Source organism: Curtobacterium sp. SORGH_AS_0776 (assembly GCF_031453355.1).
Taxonomy (GTDB): Bacteria; Actinomycetota; Actinomycetes; order Actinomycetales; family Microbacteriaceae; genus Curtobacterium.
On sequence record NZ_JAVIYU010000001.1, the window covers coordinates 1,437,746 to 1,454,933 of the forward strand.

A 17,188-nucleotide genomic window follows, 5' to 3' on the forward strand; every position below is an offset into this window, starting at 1 on the left:
TTGTCCCTCACCAATCAGCGCGTCGTGATCATCGGCGGCACCTCCGGAATCGGTCTCGCAACGGCACATGCCGCGGTGGATGCCGGCGCGGAGGTTGTCATCGCCTCGCGCCGCCAGTCCAGCGTCGATGCCGCACTGGGCGAACTCACCGCGTCCGCCACGGGCCGGGCACTCGACGTGCTCGACGCCGACCACGTCGCGTCGTTCTTCGAAGAGATCGGCGGGTTCGACCACCTCGTCTACACCGCCGGCGAGCCCCTCACGCTGATGCCCGTCGACGGTCTGGACCTCGAGCAGGCGCGAGGGTTCTTCCAAGTGCGCTACTTCGGCGCGCTCAACGCGGTCAGCAAGGCTGCGCAGCACATCCGGCCGGGGGGATCGATCACCCTGACCTCCGGGTCAGCGCGCACCCGACCGGGCGCCGGCTGGGCGGTCGCATCGAGCCTGTGCGGCGCGACGACGAGTCTCGCCGGCGCTCTCGCCGTCGAGCTGGCGCCGACCCGTGTGAACGTCGTCGAGCCCGGCATCATCCGCAGCCCCCTCTGGGCGGGAATGACCGCCGAAGATCAGCAGGCCATGTTCGACCAGCAGGCCCAGACGCTCCCGGTCGGCCGCGTTGGCGAGGTGAGCGACGTCGCGCAGGCGTTCCTCTACGCAATGACGCAGACCTTCATCACGGGGACCTCGATCCCCGTCGACGGCGGAGCGCTCCTCGTCTGAACGATCAGGCGCTCCGGCTGCCTTGCGTCGCGAACCCCGCGGCGCGAGGCACTTGCTTGCGGTCAGCGACGAGCGATCTGATCGGTGACGAACGCTGCAAAGTCGGTGACTTCCCGGCCAGCAACATCGTGCCCGAGATCCGGGTACACCCGCTCCGTGATGGACAGATGCTGCGTGCTGAACATGGCGGTGCGGCGTACCGCGGCGGCGGGAATCACCCCGTCGTGGGCGCCTCGACCCCAGAACACCGGTGGGCGTCCCGATCGGAGGGCACCGTCGCCTGATTGGGTGTCGTTGACGACGAACCCGCCGAGCTGCACCCCATACGCGAACACGCCGGGACGCCGGCGCATCATCTGTAGCACCATCGCGCCACCCTGCGAGAAGCCCAACAGCCCCACCGATCGGGGCGTGGGCAACGAGTCGCACCAGTCCAGGACGACGTCCGCAGCAGCGTTGGCCACTGCCGGCTGCGGGTCACCGATCGGGTTCCCGACGCTGGGGAACCAGGCATATCCGCCCGCCTCGGGAATCGGTGCCCGCACGGACGCGATGACCAGGTCCTCGGGAAGCTCGTCGCGAAGCGTGAACAGGTGCCGTTCGTCGTAGCTCCACCCGTGCATCATGATCAGCAGATCCGACCCGGCCGAGAGGCGGGACGACCACAGCACGACGGTCGGATCAAGCGACGGGTACGGAGTGTGAGGGGTGTACATGAAGCCTCCTTTCGTGAGCCCACCAACCGTGACGCTCTCCGGTCGGTCGCGTCCAAGACCTCTTCCGTCGCCCGTGATACCTCGACTGCATCACCCGCGTTGTTCCATGCGAACTGGTCTCTTCACCCCGTTCGCCGGAAAGCGAATGCAGATCGCCCTGCCAACTCGTTCGCCAGAAGGCAAGACGAAGTGGCAGCCGGCATCGTTCAATCTGCGGAAACATCGAACGATGTCCTCCCCGAAGCCGTGTTCCGGATGAAGGGTCCGTATCGGATCCACATGGAGGAACTCATGCACATCACCCGTCTCTTGCCCGTTGTCGGGGTCGCGCTCGCGGCTATCGCGCTGGCTGGTTGCGCCGCCCAGACACCGGCGGCATCGTCACCGAGCGCATCGCACACCTCAACGTCAGCTGGCTCGGCATACGGATCCACCTCATCGTCCTACGGAACGCCGAACGCCAGCAACCCGATGGGTGCCGGCGGGAGCATCACGACCGCGTCGACGAGCCTCGGCACGATCATCGTCGATGGAACGGGCCTGACCGCCTACTACTACGACAAGGACACTCCCGGCGCTGGAACGAGCGCCTGCACCGGAGGGTGCGCTGCAGCTTGGCCAGCTATCGAAGCAGGAACGACCAAGTCGGACGTCGTTGGCGTGACCGGCAAGATCGGGACCATCACCGGAGTCGACGGCAAGCCGCAGATCACGATCAATGGACGACCGATCTACACCTACGCCGAGGACACGAAGCCCGGCGGCGTCACCGGCGAAGGCGTCGGCGGAGTCTGGTACGCCGTCAATCCGGACGGCTCAGAACACAAGTAGCAGGGTTGCCGCTCTGACCCCCAACGCGTGCCACGCCGAACGGCCTGCACCCGTGGCGGGTCAGGGCGCCCCGCAATGAGGAGACGACCCACGCGTGAAGACGATCCACGGTGACATTCCGGCACCACTCACTGTTCGAGAGGATCTCGCCATCAGCGGCACCCTCCGCGAGGGAGCTACCGTCCTCCGAGGATGTTCCCTCCTCGTGCACGGCAACCTCCGCGGCACCCTCACGCTAGAACGTGGGGCGCGGCTCATCCTCGGAGGCACCCTCGGAGCGTTCGTCGACCGGAACGAGGGAACACTCTCAGTCGCTGGCGAGATCGCGACGCCGCTCGAGACGGTCCCTGGCGTCGTGACCGTTGCTGTCGGCACCGCCGTCACTGTTGACGGCCGCACGGCCATCCTCACCGTCGATGGCAGCGTCCGACTGATCAACGGGATGACCGACATCTCGCTCAGCCGAACAGCTGCTTTCGAGTGGAACGCGTCATCGACGTCGTTCACCGGCTGTGACACTCCCGAGTTCATCGAGTTCGCTCGGACCTTCTGGCCGGCAAGGTCGTGACGCACCGCCAACACCCACTCGGGAAAGCGACCGGGGCGGTTCCAGGACGAGATGCGCGGGTCAGCGCTGCGCACGGATGCCGTCGAGGACGATCTCCAAGGCCCGCTTCCGCTGCGCGATGTCGCGGTAGCGCCCTCCGGTGACCGCGAAGATGACCCTCATCACGTCATCGGCATCGATCCCCGCGCGGATCTGCCCATCCTCTCGAGCCCGGTCGAACAGTGGTTCGGCAATGCCGTAAATCGCGTCCCGAGTGGGCACATACACCTCGGACTGCTCGGTCAGGACCGAGACCACCGGGTGCTTGGTACGCATGAAGTCAACGAACTTCTCAAGCCACCGACGCAACGCCGTCCAGGAATCGACGTCGCCGCTGCCCGAGCTGGAGCTCACGAGCTCGTCCACGGAAGCCAGATAGACCGCTTCCATCAGGGCGATCCGAGTCGGGAAGTTCCGGTACAGCGTCGCGACTCCCACGCCTGCTCGAAGCGCGATCTCTTCCGTCCCCACGTCCGCGCCAGCTTCACCGAAGGCTTCCGTGGCCGCGGCGATGACCGCGTCGAAGTTGCGCCGCGCATCAAGGCGTCGAGGACGCCGAGCTTCCAACATCGCCGCCAAAGTCACAGTCCTCATCATGCCCTAAATGTGATAGACCTGCTACCAGTTAACCGAGAGGCAGCCTCTCGGTTCTGAAGTTGGCCGACTAACGGCCGGGAGGCACAGCCATGACCACACCCACCACCTCGACCCTCACCATCGGCCGAGACCTCACTGTCGGCCGCATCGGCTTCGGCGCAATGCAGCTCACCGGCAAGCAGGTCTGGGGCGAATACCCCGACCACAACGGCGGCATCGCGCTACTCCGAGCAGTCGTCGACGCCGGCGTCACGTTCATCGACACCGCAGACGTCTACGGACCGCACTCGAACGAACTCCTCATCCGAGCGGCCCTGCACCCCTACCCCGAGAACCTGGTCATCGCGACCAAGGGCGGCTTCGTCCGCGGCGGCTACGACTACTCCACTCTCGACGCGGTCGGCAACCCGAACTACCTCCGCCAGTCGGCCTACATGAGCGCGCGACGGCTCGGCGTCGACAGCATCGACCTGTACTACCTGCACAGCGGCCAAGCCACGGACGTCCCGTTCGAGGACCAGGTCGCCACTCTCGCCGCCCTCAAGGAAGAGGGCCTGATCCGGCACATCGGCTTGTCGAACGTCACTGTCGAGCAGTTCGAGCTTGCGCAGACGATCACCCCCATCGCCGCCGCGACAGCGCTCTACAACCCCGGTATCCGCCGGGGTGTGGACCTGCTCCGCGCGACCGAGAAGACCGGCGCGGTCTTCTCGCCGTGGCACCCCATGAGCATCGCCGATGGCGGCGAGCCGGAACGGATCACCGCCGCTCTGGATCCGATCGCGCAGAACCACGACGCCACCGTCCAGCAGGTCGCCCTCGCCTGGCACCTGCACCGTGCACCGAACACGCTGCCCATCCCCGGAACCACCAGCCTCGAGCACCTCCGAACAAACCTTGCCGCGGCCGAAATCACCCTCACTTCTCATGAGGTCGCCATGATCACCGACCTCGCGTCCGAGGGCTGAGCGTCGTCCAGGAGAACGAACGTTTGCATTCCGGTCCGCCGAGAGTCGGCGAGGCCCGGCGGTGAACGTCCGATGGCCGTTTCGAACGATTCGGCCCGCTGTCTCGTTGCGAGGGTATGGGAGCTCCTCCACGTATCAAGGTCATCATCGGCATCTCGATTGGCGTCGTGGTTCTGGCCGCGGCCGCGGCAATCGCTGGGCCGATGATCTACGCGAACACTGTGAACGGCCAGGCGGCAGCGGCACCGACGGTTCGCTCAACGTCCGCAGGGAGGCTTGCGCAGGAGCGCGCCACCGGCACGTGGGTGAGCACAAAGACATCGTTCGCCGGCTATCGGGTGCACGAGGTCCTGCAAGGCAATGATGTAGAGGTCGTTGGACGCACAAGAGACTTGCAGGGCACAGCCGTTGTTGACGGCCGAACTCTAATGAAGGGAACGGTTACCGTGCGGGTCGCGAAGATCAAAACCCCGGAGTCGGCCCGTGACGAGTACTTCCGCTCGACCGCTCTTCAGACGGACAAGTACCCGACCGCGACGTTCGAACTGACGAAGCCTGTCGACGTGTCGAAAGCGCTCGACGGCGCGACGGAGGATGTCATGCTAATTGGAACGATGGACCTGCACGGGGTCAAGAAGCCGGTGTCGACTCAAGCACAGGTCGCCGTCGGGGCAGGCGGCACGATACAGGTTGCCGGTTCGGTGCCGATCGCGTTCGCCGACTACGGCGTGAAGGCCCCCTCGCTCGGCTTCGTCACCGTCGACGGGAAGGGCGCGGTCGAGTTCTCCCTCGACCTGGCTAAGAGACCGTGAAGGGCCGGTCCGCCGACGAACTACTCGCGACGCTATATCGCGAACACGGAGACGCTCTCACCCGCTATGTCCGACATCTCACCCAGAATGGGCAGTCGGTCGACGACGTCGTCCAGGAGACGATGGTGCGCGCCTGGCAGCGACCTGCGGTCCTCGAGAGGACGCCTGACGGCGCTCGGGCGTGGCTTTTCACCGTGGCGCGCAATCTGGTGGTTGACGATGCGCGCTCGGCGCGACACCGCCACGAGTACGGGATGGAGCAGCCGGTCGATCGGGCAGAGTTCGACCATACCAACGCCGTCCTAGACCGGATCGTCGTTGCCGATGCCCTCGCGTCGCTGACACCGGATCACCGCCGGGTGGTGGTGGACGCGTACTGGCTCGGTCACACCGTGCCCGAGATCGCACGACGACACGACATCCCCGAAGGCACCGCGAAGTCGCGGTTGCACTACGGACTACGGGCCCTCCGGCTCGCACTGCAGGAACGAGGCGTGACCCGATGAATGACGACCCCTACATCGAGTGGGATGCGGCTTACGTGGTCGGCTCTCTTCCGATCGACGAGCGCCTCGAGTACGAACGCCACCTCGCTAGCTGCGATCAGTGCACGGCTGCAGTCGCCGAGCTCGCCGGTCTGCCGGGCCTGCTCGGAAAGCTGCCGGCCGACGAGGCGGTCGAAATCTCCTACGCGGACCCGAAGCAGCGGCAAGCCGACCCGGAACCCGAAACGTCGCTCGCTTCTGTCGCCCATCGCGCCAGCCGCCGCCGGCGGCGTCGCCGGGCCTGGGCTGCCGCCAGCTCAATCCTCGCGGTCGTCGCCGCCGTCCTGGGAGGCCTCGCCATCGGGACGTCATCCGATCATGGTTCCGTGCAGGCAGGCTCAGCGATGATCACTGCCGCGCCTGAGGCCGACAATTACGCGATGTCCGGAGGACAAGGGTTTGCGGTGAGTCTCGCAGTGAAGGACGTGTCCTGGGGGACCCGGTTCGACTGGGGCTGCTCATACGGCAGTCAAAACTGGGCTGAGGACGGATCGGTACGTTATGACCTCCTGGCGGTCCGCACTGACGGCGAGACGCAAGTTGTCGGGACATGGACGGCCGTGGGGAGAAGCGCCAGCGGACTTGCGGCAGTGACGAGTATCCCTCGCGCACAGATCGCTGCCGTTCAGGTCCGCCTGCACGGTGCCGAGACAACCATCGCCAGCGTCAAGCTCTGATCGTGGTCACCGGTGGCCGGAAGGCGATGGTCGACCGGGCAGAGGTGATGCCGCCGATCGGCCGGTCGCGGCAATGGTCTCGCGGTACGCCTCGATCTTCCGTTCCAGCGCCGCGAGGTGTCGCTGCACCTCCGCCTGCCGAGCGAGGACGGTCGCATGATGCTGCTCGAGGAGCGCGAGCCGTGCGACATCATCAGCGCCAGCCCTGTACGCGGACGCGTACTCGCGCATCTCCTGCACGCTCATCCCGGTCCCGCGGAGCATCACCGTCCCGGCGAGCCAGCTCAGCGCAGCCGTGTCGTAACGGCGCCACCCGTGCTGCCCACGATCAGGAGCCGGCGCGATGCCTTCCTTCTCGTAGTAACGGATCGTGTCGACGGTGATGCCGAGCAACTCTGCCGCAGTGCTGATCGTGACCGGCTCATCGACGTGGACCTCCGGGAGCAGCATGGGTTGAGTCTCCCACTTGACATGGTGTGTGCACCAGGGTGGAGGGTCGTCATCGTCCGGGTGATCCCGGCGACGAACGGAGAACACGCATGCAGCATATTCCTCTCGGCTCCCAGGGCCTCGTCACGTCCGCCCTCGGTTTCGGGTGCATGGGCATGAGCGCCTTCTACGGCGGCGCCACCGAGACCGGCTCCGTCGAGACCATCCGACGAGCCCTCGACCTCGGGATCACCCTGTTCGACACCGCAGAAGCGTACGGACCGTTCGAGAACGAGAAACTGCTCGGCCGGGTCCTCGGTGCCGACCGGGAACAAGTAGTCATCGCTTCGAAGTTCGCCACGGACTTCACTGACGACGGCACACCAATCGGCCTCGACGGCTCCCCGGAGCACGCACGCCGCGCGATCGACCGGTCTCTCAACCACCTCGGCACCGACCACGTCGACCTCTGGTATCTGCACCGGGCAGACCCGACCGTCCCGATCGAGGACACCATCGGCGCGATGGCTGAAGCCGTGACCGCCGGAAAAGCCCGCTACATCGGGGTCTCCGAGACCTCGGCCGAGACCCTGCGCCGTGCGCACGCGACGTTCCCGATCACTGCGATCCAGTCCGAGTACAGCCTGTTCGAGCGCGACGCCGAACACAACGGCGTCCTCGACACCGCCCGCGAGCTCGGCATCGGGTTCGTGCCCTTCTCGCCGCTGGGCCGCGGGTTCCTCTCCGGCACCCTCACCCGCAAGGACGACCTCCCCGAGGGCGACGCACGGCGAAACCTCCCCCGGTTCTCAGACGAGGCGATCAACGCGAACCTCCGCGTCGTTTCGGCACTGAAGGTCATCGCTGACGAGAAGGGAGTCACGACCGCGCAGCTGGCGCTCGCGTGGCTGATGCAGGTCGGCACCGTCCCGATCCCCGGCACCACGAAGGCGTCCAGGGTCGAGGAAAACGTCGCCGCCGCAGACGTCGTCCTCACCATGAGCGACCTCGCCCGGATCGAAGCTGCATCCCCGCACGGCGTCGCCGTCGGTACTCGCAACACCGAAGCAGGGATGGCACGCGACCGCGGCTGAGTCGAACGGAACGCCCCGCAGCACCAGCAGGTACCGCGGGGCGTCCATCGCGTCCGATAGCCGATGGCCTACCGAGACGCGGGAGCGCTCGCGGGGCACGTGCTCCGCGGGCGCTGTCGATCAGGTTGCGCTTAGTTCAGGCGGTGTGCGTGGTCTCCGTGGTCGGATGCCAGCGGAAGAAGCCGACGAGGCGGGATAGGCCTGGGGTGTGTGACACCGGGATGAAGATCGCGTAGCCGACCGCTCCGCCGACGGCATTCCAAAGGAAGTCATTGACGTCTGCGACGTGGCCTCCGCCGAAGAGCCCGTCCGTGACGATCTGAATGAGTTCGATCGTGAGACTGACCGCCGCGGCGGTGAGTATCACCTTCGCCCAGGACGGCCGGCGCGTCAGGAGCGGGATCAGGATGCCCAGTGGGGTGAACACGATCACGTTGGTGATCGCGTCCATGACCTCGTAGTCGTGGAAAGGGATCAGTGCCAGCTTCGGCGTCCAGGGCTCCAGCTGCGGGGGCCGGTTGAGGTAGATCGGGAGCACCGTGTTCGCGAAGATGCCGGCGGCGTAGACCGCGAACGCGGCCGCGACGGCGGAGTGGGGCCAGGTGAATCGTCCACCGCGCAGTAGGAGCAGCAGTTGGACGACGAACGCGATGACGCCGACTACGAGGGCAACGGGCAGGGCAGGAACTTCGCCGAACGGATCAGGCACTTGAGCGATCCTAACCATCCTGTGCTGCCCCGCACCAACGGACCAACGGCGGCGACTCCGGTTCCAGCAGAGAGCGAATCGCCACGGGTGCGAGCCGCTGCCACGCCTGCGTGGACGCCGTTGGTGCCACGTACTCGAAGGAGCGGTGTTCCGTCAGATGAGGAGTCCCACCGTGAGAGCGACGAGGCCGATGATCACGAGCACGGGGGGCAACGTGCTGCGGACGCGGCGATGTGCACCGGAGCTTGCTGCGGATGCTGCGGCGACGAGAGAGGATGCACCTCCGGCGTAGATCAGGGCGAATGCTTCCGGGAAGTAGCCCAACACGTGCGTCACGAGGCCGGCGATCATGATGATGGATCCCGTGATGGCGTGCACTCGTGCGGCAGCTGCTCCGGGTTTCGTTCCGCGGAGGCCCATGAGCTCGGCGACGAGGCTCCAGATCGAGGCTGTCGAGAGGATCGCGCCGCTGATCGAGATGGTTGCGGCGCCGACAATGGTGGCATCCACGTTCTAGGCCTGGCCCGTCGCGGCGGCGCTCACCGCAGCGCGGTGAGGCTCCCCGAACCAGGTTCGGATTGCTGTGCTGACGTCGGTGGGGTCGGTCAGCGACCACGCGACGTACCCGTCGGGTCGGATCAGCATCGATGCCAGTTCGCCTCCACCGGCCAGTTCAATGTGCTCGACACGGTCCGTCCATGGCGCAGCAGCGTTACGCAGGCTGCCGTCGTTGTCGATCAGGACGGGACGTGCGTCGTGGAGCAAATCGGGTACGCGGCGACGAGTGCCGTCGGCGAGGGTGAGCTGCGCGGACGGTGCGAACCAGCCAGTGGGACCGTCGGGATCGGTGGGACCCATCGCGTAGCGGACGTCGGCGCCTGCGAGCAGGTCGGCGATGCGCTGCACGGTGCCCGTGTCGGTGAGCAGCTCGGCGAAGAGGTCGCGAAGGGCGGTGACGTCCGACCCTGGAGCCATGAGCGCGGTCTGCGCCTGCGTCTGCGTGAAAACCCGTTGCCCGAGCGGTCGGCGTTCTGCCTCGTAGGTGTCGAGCAACCCTGCTGGCGCTGTGCCTGCCAGGTCGGCGGCGAGTTTCCAGGCAAGATTCGCGGCGTCCTGCAGCGCGAGGTTCAGGCCGGGGCCACCTGCGGCGGAGTGGACATGGGCAGCGTCGCCGAGCAGGAATACGCGTCGGTCCCGGTAACGGTCGGCGACGCGGGTGTTCCTGCCCGAGAGACGACGCAGCAAGGTGGGCTTCCCCTCCGCGGGCGGTGCGAGGGGGACGCGGACGCCGAGGACGCGTTCCAAGCTGTCCTCCATCTCGGCCAGGGTCATCGCCGCCCCGTCACCAGGAAAGCTCTTCTCGGGCTCGTCCTCCCACTCCGCGGTGTAGACCAGCGGGTGCTCGGGGTCATGGAGCGCGATCGTGGCAACTCCTGTCTCGGTCCGGTGGAACGCTGCCGCGATCTCGCCGAGTCCGGCGACCTGCACCTTTCCAGGGCCGGCCGTGACCAGGTCCTCGGTCGGGGCGATCAGCACCGTACGGTCCACGATGTGGCGATCGGTGTTCCCCGGGAAGCCGATACCGGACTGCTTGCGGACAGTGCTCCGCGCCCCGTCGCTCCCGATCAGGTACCGACCCGACAGGACGCGCTCGACCTCGGTCGCGGAGTCGACGACGGTGATCTCGACATGGTCGTCGTACTGCTGGAAGGACATCAGCTCGACGCCGCGGCGGATCTCGACGCCCAGCTCGGCGGCGCGGTCGTTCAGAACGCGCTCCAAGTCGCGCTGGTTGATGTGCAGCAAGTACATCGGATTGCGCTCACCGAGCACGTGCAGCGGCAAGGGAAGCGCGCCGAAGAAGAACGCCGGAGCCGGAGACGGCTCAGCCGCCCCCGCACAACGCTCGAAGAGGCCTCGCTGGTCCAGCAGACGGACGACCTGGCCGGTGAGGCCGTGCGCCTTGTCCCACTGGTTGATCCCGGGGAGACGTTCGAGGACCAGCGGGTTCGCGCCCGCGAGCTTCAGCTCGCAGGCCATGAAAACACCTACTGGGCCGCCACCGATGATGAGGGTGTCGAACATGGAGGAGAGCCTTTCCAGAGGAGTGGTCGAGGCGCGTGCAGGCGGTCGAAGCCGCTTCCGAGTCGCTGGAAGGCAGCGACGAGCATCGGCTCGAGCGGGGCCCCCTGGCTGCTCGCCGCCCACGCCTCCAAAGTGGACAGCAGGGTCGAGAGTGCCGCCGCCGCGATCGCTCCTGGCAGCGGATCGTCACGGTCGCCCCCCAGCCGCGCGGCGATCGCCTGCGCGAGAACTATGTTCGCGGTTCGGGCGCCACGATCGACGGCAGATTGTATGCCGGGTGTCGCGAGCACCGCCATGAGGCCACTCTGGTCGTCCGCCGAGGATCTCCCCGCTCCGTGTGTTCGGTACGGAGCCAGCAGTGCCGCTGTGACCGCTGACCACAGCGGTTCATCATCGGGGCGATCTGCGAGGTGTGTTGCGGCCGCCCGGACACGTTGCACGTGGCGGTCAGCGATCGCGTCTTCCTTGCTGGAGAAGTAGTTGCCGAACGTCCGCCGGGAGACACCGACCTCGCGAACGATGTCCTCAACGCGAACATTGTCGAGGCCGCGCTCGCGCGCCAGCAGCACGGTCGTCACACTCAGCTCATCGCGGAGCGCCGCCTTCTTCTGATCGCGAAGCGAAGAGGTGTCTACCATGTGCCCACCGTAGCAGTAAGTTGCCCAATGAGCAAAGTTACCCGACGAGCAAACATGCTCATTGGGCAGTCTCCACAATCGGCCGCGTCTGTGTGGGAGCTCGCCCCGTCGGCCCCCACTTACCACTCACGTCCCTTGAGCAGCGACGATGAGGCAGCAAGTTGCCATCCAACCGGAGCCTGTCCGGGAGCGATCTACCGCTCGCCAAAGCGTTGTCTCGATAGCCGGTCGTTGGCCGGGTACTTCGCTGTCTCGGGGCGGTGAGCCGTTCCGTTCTACGTGGCACGGAGCAGCTCGGTCGCACATAGGTGGTCCGGAACGAATCTCATTTCGGGTGCGCCATACGGGCGAACCGCTCGTGCGATCCGTGCCATGGCTCGTCGTCGTTCGAATCGTTGGGTGCCGCCGCAGCCGTTCTCGCTTGAGGAAGCAGCACGCGGCACGGAAACGCGGGAGTTGGTGCAGCCGATGCCGGTGTACGCCTGGTTCCAACTGCCGGACCGGCTCATCCGCCGCGACGATGCGGTCGCGAGAAGCATGACGCTTGACGCAGTCTGGGCGGAAGCGGGCCGTGGCGAGACGAAGCCGACGGCATGGGTGTGGCGGAGCTCGGTCGCACGCGACATCATCGCGCCGATCAGAAGGTAAAGAACGCCCTGATGGCGCGTCCGTGAACAGCGAAGAAGCCGACTTGGAGGAGCCGGACCTACGAGGGGTTTTTGCGGTTCGGAAATCCGGCTCGGTGAGCGTAATCGACCGCTTGCTGCCTCGAGGTGACCTGGAGCTTTCGGTAGAGACGGCGCGTCATGGTCTTCAGTGTGTTCGGGCTCACGAACAGTGTTGTTGCAATGTCGCCGGCACTGAGTTCTGTCGTCAGCAACGCCAGGATGTCGTTCTCTCGCGGGGTCAGATCCGGCAGATCGCGCCGAGCGGAGCCGATACGGATGGCGGCCTGCGTTTGGATCCCGGAGAGCTCAATCAGTCGTTTCAAGTCGGCCGGCGCGATCGTCTCATACCCGGTGTGCAGGCCGGCATGTTGGATGAGCGCGTCGGCGCGGACGAAGTTGTGGGTTGCGGTGTCGGTGTAGCCGAGCGCTGCGGCGGCCGCTGCGTGGATCAGGAGCGCGTTCGACTGAAGCCGCGGTTCGACTCCGTTCTCAGTGACCGGTTCACTGAGACGCATCGCGTCGTGCTCGCGCCTCTCGAGATGCGCTACGGCTGCTGCGATGACCTGGTCGGAGGGAGACAGCCCGGCGAGGGTGTCGAGATTCTCCGGCGTTCGGCCGCGGAGGAGCAGGACGCGGACGCGGCAGGCTCGAACGAAGCGGCCGTCGAAACCGGGAGCTTCCAGCACGCCTGGGTGCTCCTGCACGTGGTTCGCCAGGCGCGTCTCCGTGACGGCGGCATCGGCGACGTTGTGCGCGTACAGCGAGTGCACCCAGCACGCGGCGGCCCAGTACTCACCTACCCCTGTCTCGTCGGCCGTGTCGAGGAATGCTTTCGCCCCGGCGAGGTCATCGCCGTCGATGCGCATCAGCGCCGCAGTCAGGTGCAGGGCAGCGTCGTACCGCGCATCCGTCACACCGGTCGCGGCCGCACGTGCCAGCCATCGTGCGGCCTCGCTGAGTCGTCCGCGCTCGGCGTGCAACCATGCGGCGTGACTCGACGCACGGCGGGCAACCCGCAGCTGCTCCGTGGCGAGCGCAACCTCGTACGTGCGTTCATACTCGACCCGTGCTCGCGGTGAGTCGGCTGCGTCGAGCGAGCGTGCCCACTGCATGCGTAGATGGGCAAGCGACTTCGCAATCGGGGCCACGTCTATTGCTGGCATGCCATCCAACTCGGTGAGTGCCCGCTCAGCGATGTCGGCAGCGCGCGCGGAGTCGTCCTGGGTGCGGGCTGCTGCGGAGTCGCTGGTGAGCGCAATCAGCTGATCCAGCGGCGCGGACCCCACCAACGATGCTTGGTCGTGCTCCATCGCCGCGTGCACGCGGGCAGATCGACCCCCGATGACGACGTGCTCGAGGTGGTTGGCAGCGATGAGCATGCCCGGGTTACGCATGAACGCTTCTCCAGGCAGCGCCTTCACCGCGGCGAGCAGCAGGGACGGTTCTGTTGCCGCGAGCGCATCCCAGTGCTGCTCGACGAGCGCCGCTGCCGCGCTCCAACCGTCCCGCATGCTCGCACGACGCACCGCATCCGGCAGGGACAGGGCCGAGGGTGGCATCTCAGGGGGATTGCTCATTGCATCAGAAAGTGTGACGGGCCGGAGGGATAAACGGCAACTGTTGCCATGCAACGGCCCGGTTACGTCGGAGCCGCGCGACGAAGCACTCGGGGGTGAACGCGGGTGAGTTCGGGGTGAACGTCAGCTTCTGACCTACCTGAGAGGCCATTCCCACGTGAAACTCAGCTTCCAAGAGCCTCGAATGGTCCCGATCAGGGGAGCCGTGCGCGCCGGGCTCGCTCTGGGAGGAAACCTGTGTCATCACGTCAGAAGGAACTGACAGCGACGAGGTGGGGTGGTCTGCGACGGACAGTCGCAGGAGTCGCCTTGACCGCGCTCGCGATCGGCGGCCTGTCCGCCGTCACGCTCGCCGCACCACGTGCCGCTGAGGCTGCTCCCGGTAACCCGGGAACCCCGTCGGCGCCGACGACGGTGTACACCGAGGACTTCCAGAACGTCGCCGACATCACGCCGATCCAACGGCTCACCGATTACACCGGCGCGACCGGGCAGAAGTACACCGCGGACCAGGCTTGGCTGCAGGCATGTAATGGGTGGATCGCTGCCTACGCGCAGAACCCCGCAGCTCCGGCGCAGATCGCGGACTGCACCGGCGCCGGCGCCAACGCCGCCGCCGGACAGGACGCGTGGAACAAGTCGCAGCAGTTGGCGTGGGCTATCGGGCAGGCCAACGGTCTTGCCCGCCCGGACTACAACTTCGCTGACACTGCCTTCACTGCCGGGAACCCGGGCGCGGGGCTGGTCGAGTTCCAGACCGCCACCAACATCCCGTTCACCGCAGCGAACCGGTTCATCTCCTTCAGCGCTGATGTCGCAGCCATCAACTGCAACGTGGCCGTTCCACTGCTGCAGTTCCAGCTCCTCAACGACGCCGGCACTGCGACCAACGCTGGATCGCAGGTGAACGGATGCGCGAACGGTCGCGCGATCTCCGTGCCCGCAATCGGGCCCAGCGCACCGGCGGCCACCGTCAATGTGACGAACGCCACCTCGAACGGTGCTGTCCTATTCAACGGTTCATCGGTGGGTATCCGCATGGTGAACAACCAGGGCTCCGGCACCGGTAACGACCACACCATCGACAACATCCGCATCCTCGACGTGACCCCGCAGCTGGATAAGTCCTTCAGCCCGGCCCTCGTCACCACCGGTGGCACCTCGACCCTGACCTTCACGGTCACGAACACCAGCGAGCTGGGTTCCAAGGCCGGCTGGTCCTTCACGGACGCACTCCCTGCCGGCCTCACGGTGGGCGCCGGCGCGACCGGCGGCACGTGCGATGCGACGACGGCTGCAACGGCGGGCGCGACATCGATCGCGATCACGGCCGGAACCCTCAACGCCGGGCAGACCTCGTGCACGATCACGGTACCGGTCACCTCGACCACGGCAGGTTCCTACACGAACGGTCCCGACAACATCACCTCCAGCGGCCTGAACCCGCCGGCTGAGACAACCGTCACCTTCGAGAAGCCTGCCCTGTCGCTGACGAAGCGTGCCGGGACCCCGACGGACGTGAACGCGAACACGATCACCGACGCCGGCGACACGATCAAGTACACCTTCGACGTCACCAACAGCGGCGACGTCGCGGTAAACGCTCTCGCGATCAGCGACCCGAAGGCCGGCGCGGTGACCTGCCCGGTCACCACCCTCGCCCCTGGCGCCTCGACGACCTGTACCGCGGACAACCCGTACACAATCACCGCAGCAGACGCGAACGCCGGCTCCGCCGACAACACCGCAACCGCCACCGGCACGTCCCCGACCGGAGCCGACGTCAGCTCCAGCCCGTCGTCGACCACCACCCCGGTCACCACTGCAGCCCCCGGGCTGTCGATCGTGAAGTCGGTCGACCCGGCGAACGCCGACCGGTACACCCCCGGCCAGAAGGTCACCTACCACTTCACCGTCACCAACACCGGCAACCTGCCCATGAACGACGTGACGGTCAACGAGGGCGAGTTCACCGGCACCGGCGACCTCTCCGCGGTGGACTGCCCCGCAACAACCCTCGCCGCGGGCGCGCAGATGGTGTGCGACGCCACCTACACGCTGACCAGCGCTGACGTGGACTCCGGCTCGATCACGAACTCCGCGACCGCCACCGGAACCCCGCCCGGCAACAACGCACCGCCGATCACCACGCCGCCGTCGGAGATCACCCTGCCCACGCCCCCGCAGCCGAGCGTCAGCGTGGTGAAGTCCTCGGACACCAAGTCGATCACCAAGGCCGGCCAGAAGGTGACCTACTCGTTCAAGGTCACCAACACCAGCAACGTGACCCTCCGCGACGTCACCGTCAACGAGGGCGACTTCTCCGGGAGCGGCACCCTGTCCGACGTCGTCTGCCCGACCACCACCCTCGTCGCCGGCGCCGACGAGACGTGCACGGCAACGTACACGACCACGCAGGCCGACCTCGACAAGGGCACTGCGATCACGAACTCCGCCACCGCGGGCGGTACCCCGCCCACCGGCCCCGGCGTGACGTCGGACCCGTCCAACGTCCGAGTCCCGGTCGAGCAGTCGCCGTCGATGAAGATTGTGAAGTCGGCGTCCCCGACGGACGAGAAGTCGTACACGGTCGGTCAGGTCGTCACGTACTCCTTCGTCGTCACCAACACCGGCAACGTGACCATCACGGACCCGACAATCGACGACTCGAAGTTCTCCGGCACGGGTCAGCTGTCCCCGATCGCCTGCCCGGCAGAGTCCGCCACGATGGCGCCCGCCGCGGTCGTGACCTGCACGGCGACCTACACGCTCACCCAGGCTGACGTAAACGCCGGCAAGGTCACCAACACCGCGACCGTCGGCGGCACCACTCCGGACGGTGACACCACGACGTCGGTGCCGTCGACCGTGACGGTGCCCAACACGCCGCACCCGGCGCTGGCACTGGTGAAGACCTCCGACACGGCGAAGATCACCACCGTCGGTCAGGTCGTGACGTACTCGTTCAAGATCACCAACACCGGCAACGTGACCGAGAAGAACGTCACCGCGAAGGAAGGAAAGTTCACCGGCTCCGGGAAGCTCTCCAAGCCGACCTGCCCGGCAGCGGCGGCTTCCCTGGCCCCCGGTGCTTCGGTGACCTGCACGGCGACGTACCACGTCACCGCGGCGGACCTCACCAGCGGCACCCTGTCGAACACCGCCACCGCGACCGGCGTCGACCCGTCGGGTGACCCGAGCGGCTCGGACCCGTCGACGGCGAACGTGAAGGCAATCGCTCCTCCTGCTCCGGCAGGTCTGGCGTTCACTGGTACGGAGCTCTTCGGCCCCGGGATCGGTCTGGCACTGATGCTCCTCGCTCTCGGTGGTGGCCTCATGGTCGTCCGCCGGCGCCGGGCCAGCGGTGACGTGCAGGACAACGCCTAACACGTTCACGGTCCGGCTGGACCCTCGCACAGCGGAAACCCTGGCCGGATCGTGAGCGCCGTCGGGTCCGAGCTTGACCTCGGATCCGTTGGCTGCCACTCAGGACGATTCCCTGAGCACAATCGATC

General features: G+C 66.7%; 18 protein-coding genes. 10 read left to right on the top strand and 8 right to left on the bottom strand.

Annotation, left to right across the window (positions count from 1 at the left end):
* Positions 1-24 precede the first annotated feature (24 nt).
* Positions 25-720 (top strand): SDR family oxidoreductase, encoded by a 696-nt coding sequence (locus QE359_RS07280; RefSeq protein WP_309778588.1) that lies wholly within the window; start codon positions 25-27, stop codon positions 718-720.
* A 62-nt stretch (positions 721-782) separates the two neighbouring features.
* Here QE359_RS07280 and QE359_RS07285 read toward each other — a convergent pair whose 3' ends face one another.
* On the bottom strand, positions 783-1,436 hold the full coding sequence (locus QE359_RS07285; protein ID WP_309778591.1) for a phospholipase: 654 nt from the start codon (positions 1,434-1,436) through the stop codon (positions 783-785).
* A gap of 189 nt (positions 1,437-1,625) precedes the next feature.
* On the opposite strand from QE359_RS07285, the gene QE359_RS07290 reads away from it, so the two are divergent.
* On the top strand, positions 1,626-2,267 hold the full coding sequence (locus QE359_RS07290) for a hypothetical protein (protein WP_309778592.1): 642 nt from the start codon (positions 1,626-1,628) through the stop codon (positions 2,265-2,267).
* Between the two features lie 94 nt (positions 2,268-2,361).
* Positions 2,362-2,835: a hypothetical protein gene (locus tag QE359_RS07295; protein ID WP_309778594.1), complete on the top strand. Its 474-nt coding sequence runs from the start codon at positions 2,362-2,364 to the stop codon at positions 2,833-2,835.
* 60 nt (positions 2,836-2,895) lie between these two features.
* On the opposite strand, the gene QE359_RS07300 is transcribed toward QE359_RS07295, so the two are convergent.
* The gene (locus QE359_RS07300) at positions 2,896-3,459 is read right to left on the bottom strand and encodes a helix-turn-helix domain-containing protein (RefSeq protein WP_309778596.1); all 564 of its coding nucleotides are present in this window, start codon (positions 3,457-3,459) and stop codon (positions 2,896-2,898) included.
* A gap of 101 nt (positions 3,460-3,560) precedes the next feature.
* Between QE359_RS07300 and QE359_RS07305 the strand changes: the two genes are divergently transcribed.
* From QE359_RS07305 to QE359_RS07320, 4 genes are all read left to right on the top strand, one after another.
* Complete coding sequence (locus QE359_RS07305) at positions 3,561-4,439, top strand: aldo/keto reductase (protein WP_309778598.1); 879 nt, start codon at positions 3,561-3,563, stop codon at positions 4,437-4,439.
* Between the two features lie 203 nt (positions 4,440-4,642).
* Positions 4,643-5,251: a YceI family protein gene (locus tag QE359_RS07310; RefSeq protein ID WP_309778600.1), complete on the top strand. Its 609-nt coding sequence runs from the start codon at positions 4,643-4,645 to the stop codon at positions 5,249-5,251.
* The gene (locus QE359_RS07315) at positions 5,248-5,757 is read left to right on the top strand and encodes a sigma-70 family RNA polymerase sigma factor (protein ID WP_309778601.1); all 510 of its coding nucleotides are present in this window, start codon (positions 5,248-5,250) and stop codon (positions 5,755-5,757) included. Before QE359_RS07310 ends, QE359_RS07315 begins: the two co-directional genes overlap by 4 nt.
* A complete protein-coding gene (locus QE359_RS07320) occupies positions 5,754-6,473 on the top strand; it encodes a hypothetical protein (protein ID WP_309778603.1) in 720 nt (239 codons plus the stop codon). The genes QE359_RS07315 and QE359_RS07320 overlap by 4 nt, the downstream gene beginning before the upstream one ends.
* A 6-nt stretch (positions 6,474-6,479) precedes the next feature.
* On the opposite strand, the gene QE359_RS07325 is transcribed toward QE359_RS07320, so the two are convergent.
* The gene (locus QE359_RS07325) at positions 6,480-7,010 is read right to left on the bottom strand and encodes a MerR family transcriptional regulator (protein ID WP_309778605.1); all 531 of its coding nucleotides are present in this window, start codon (positions 7,008-7,010) and stop codon (positions 6,480-6,482) included.
* A gap of 2 nt (positions 7,011-7,012) precedes the next feature.
* Between QE359_RS07325 and QE359_RS07330 the strand changes: the two genes are divergently transcribed.
* Positions 7,013-7,996 carry an aldo/keto reductase gene (locus QE359_RS07330; RefSeq protein WP_309778606.1) on the top strand — a complete coding sequence of 328 codons (984 nt, stop codon included), beginning with the start codon at positions 7,013-7,015 and terminating at the stop codon, positions 7,994-7,996.
* A 136-nt stretch (positions 7,997-8,132) separates the two neighbouring features.
* Here the strand turns inward: QE359_RS07330 and QE359_RS07335 are convergent, their stop codons facing one another.
* The 4 genes from QE359_RS07335 to QE359_RS07350 form a co-directional block, all read right to left on the bottom strand.
* Entirely contained in the window at positions 8,133-8,705 is a 573-nt protein-coding gene (locus tag QE359_RS07335; protein ID WP_309778608.1) for a VanZ family protein, read from the bottom strand.
* A gap of 153 nt (positions 8,706-8,858) precedes the next feature.
* On the bottom strand, positions 8,859-9,215 hold the full coding sequence (locus tag QE359_RS07340; protein ID WP_309778609.1) for a hypothetical protein: 357 nt from the start codon (positions 9,213-9,215) through the stop codon (positions 8,859-8,861).
* A gap of 3 nt (positions 9,216-9,218) precedes the next feature.
* Complete coding sequence (locus QE359_RS07345) at positions 9,219-10,790, bottom strand: FAD-dependent monooxygenase (RefSeq protein WP_309778611.1); 1,572 nt, start codon at positions 10,788-10,790, stop codon at positions 9,219-9,221.
* Entirely contained in the window at positions 10,754-11,428 is a 675-nt protein-coding gene (locus tag QE359_RS07350; RefSeq protein WP_309778613.1) for a TetR family transcriptional regulator, read from the bottom strand. Before QE359_RS07350 ends, QE359_RS07345 begins: the two co-directional genes overlap by 37 nt.
* 372 nt (positions 11,429-11,800) lie before the next feature.
* On the opposite strand from QE359_RS07350, the gene QE359_RS07355 reads away from it, so the two are divergent.
* Entirely contained in the window at positions 11,801-12,076 is a 276-nt protein-coding gene (locus QE359_RS07355; protein ID WP_309778615.1) for a hypothetical protein, read from the top strand.
* Positions 12,077-12,134: 58 nt separating this feature from the next.
* On the opposite strand, the gene QE359_RS07360 is transcribed toward QE359_RS07355, so the two are convergent.
* Entirely contained in the window at positions 12,135-13,673 is a 1,539-nt protein-coding gene (locus QE359_RS07360) for a LuxR C-terminal-related transcriptional regulator (protein WP_309778616.1), read from the bottom strand.
* A gap of 309 nt (positions 13,674-13,982) precedes the next feature.
* Here QE359_RS07360 and QE359_RS07365 point away from each other — a divergent pair, with 309 nt between their 5' ends.
* A complete protein-coding gene (locus QE359_RS07365; RefSeq protein WP_309778617.1) occupies positions 13,983-17,060 on the top strand; it encodes a hypothetical protein in 3,078 nt (1,025 codons plus the stop codon).
* The last annotated feature ends 128 nt before the right edge of the window (positions 17,061-17,188 follow it).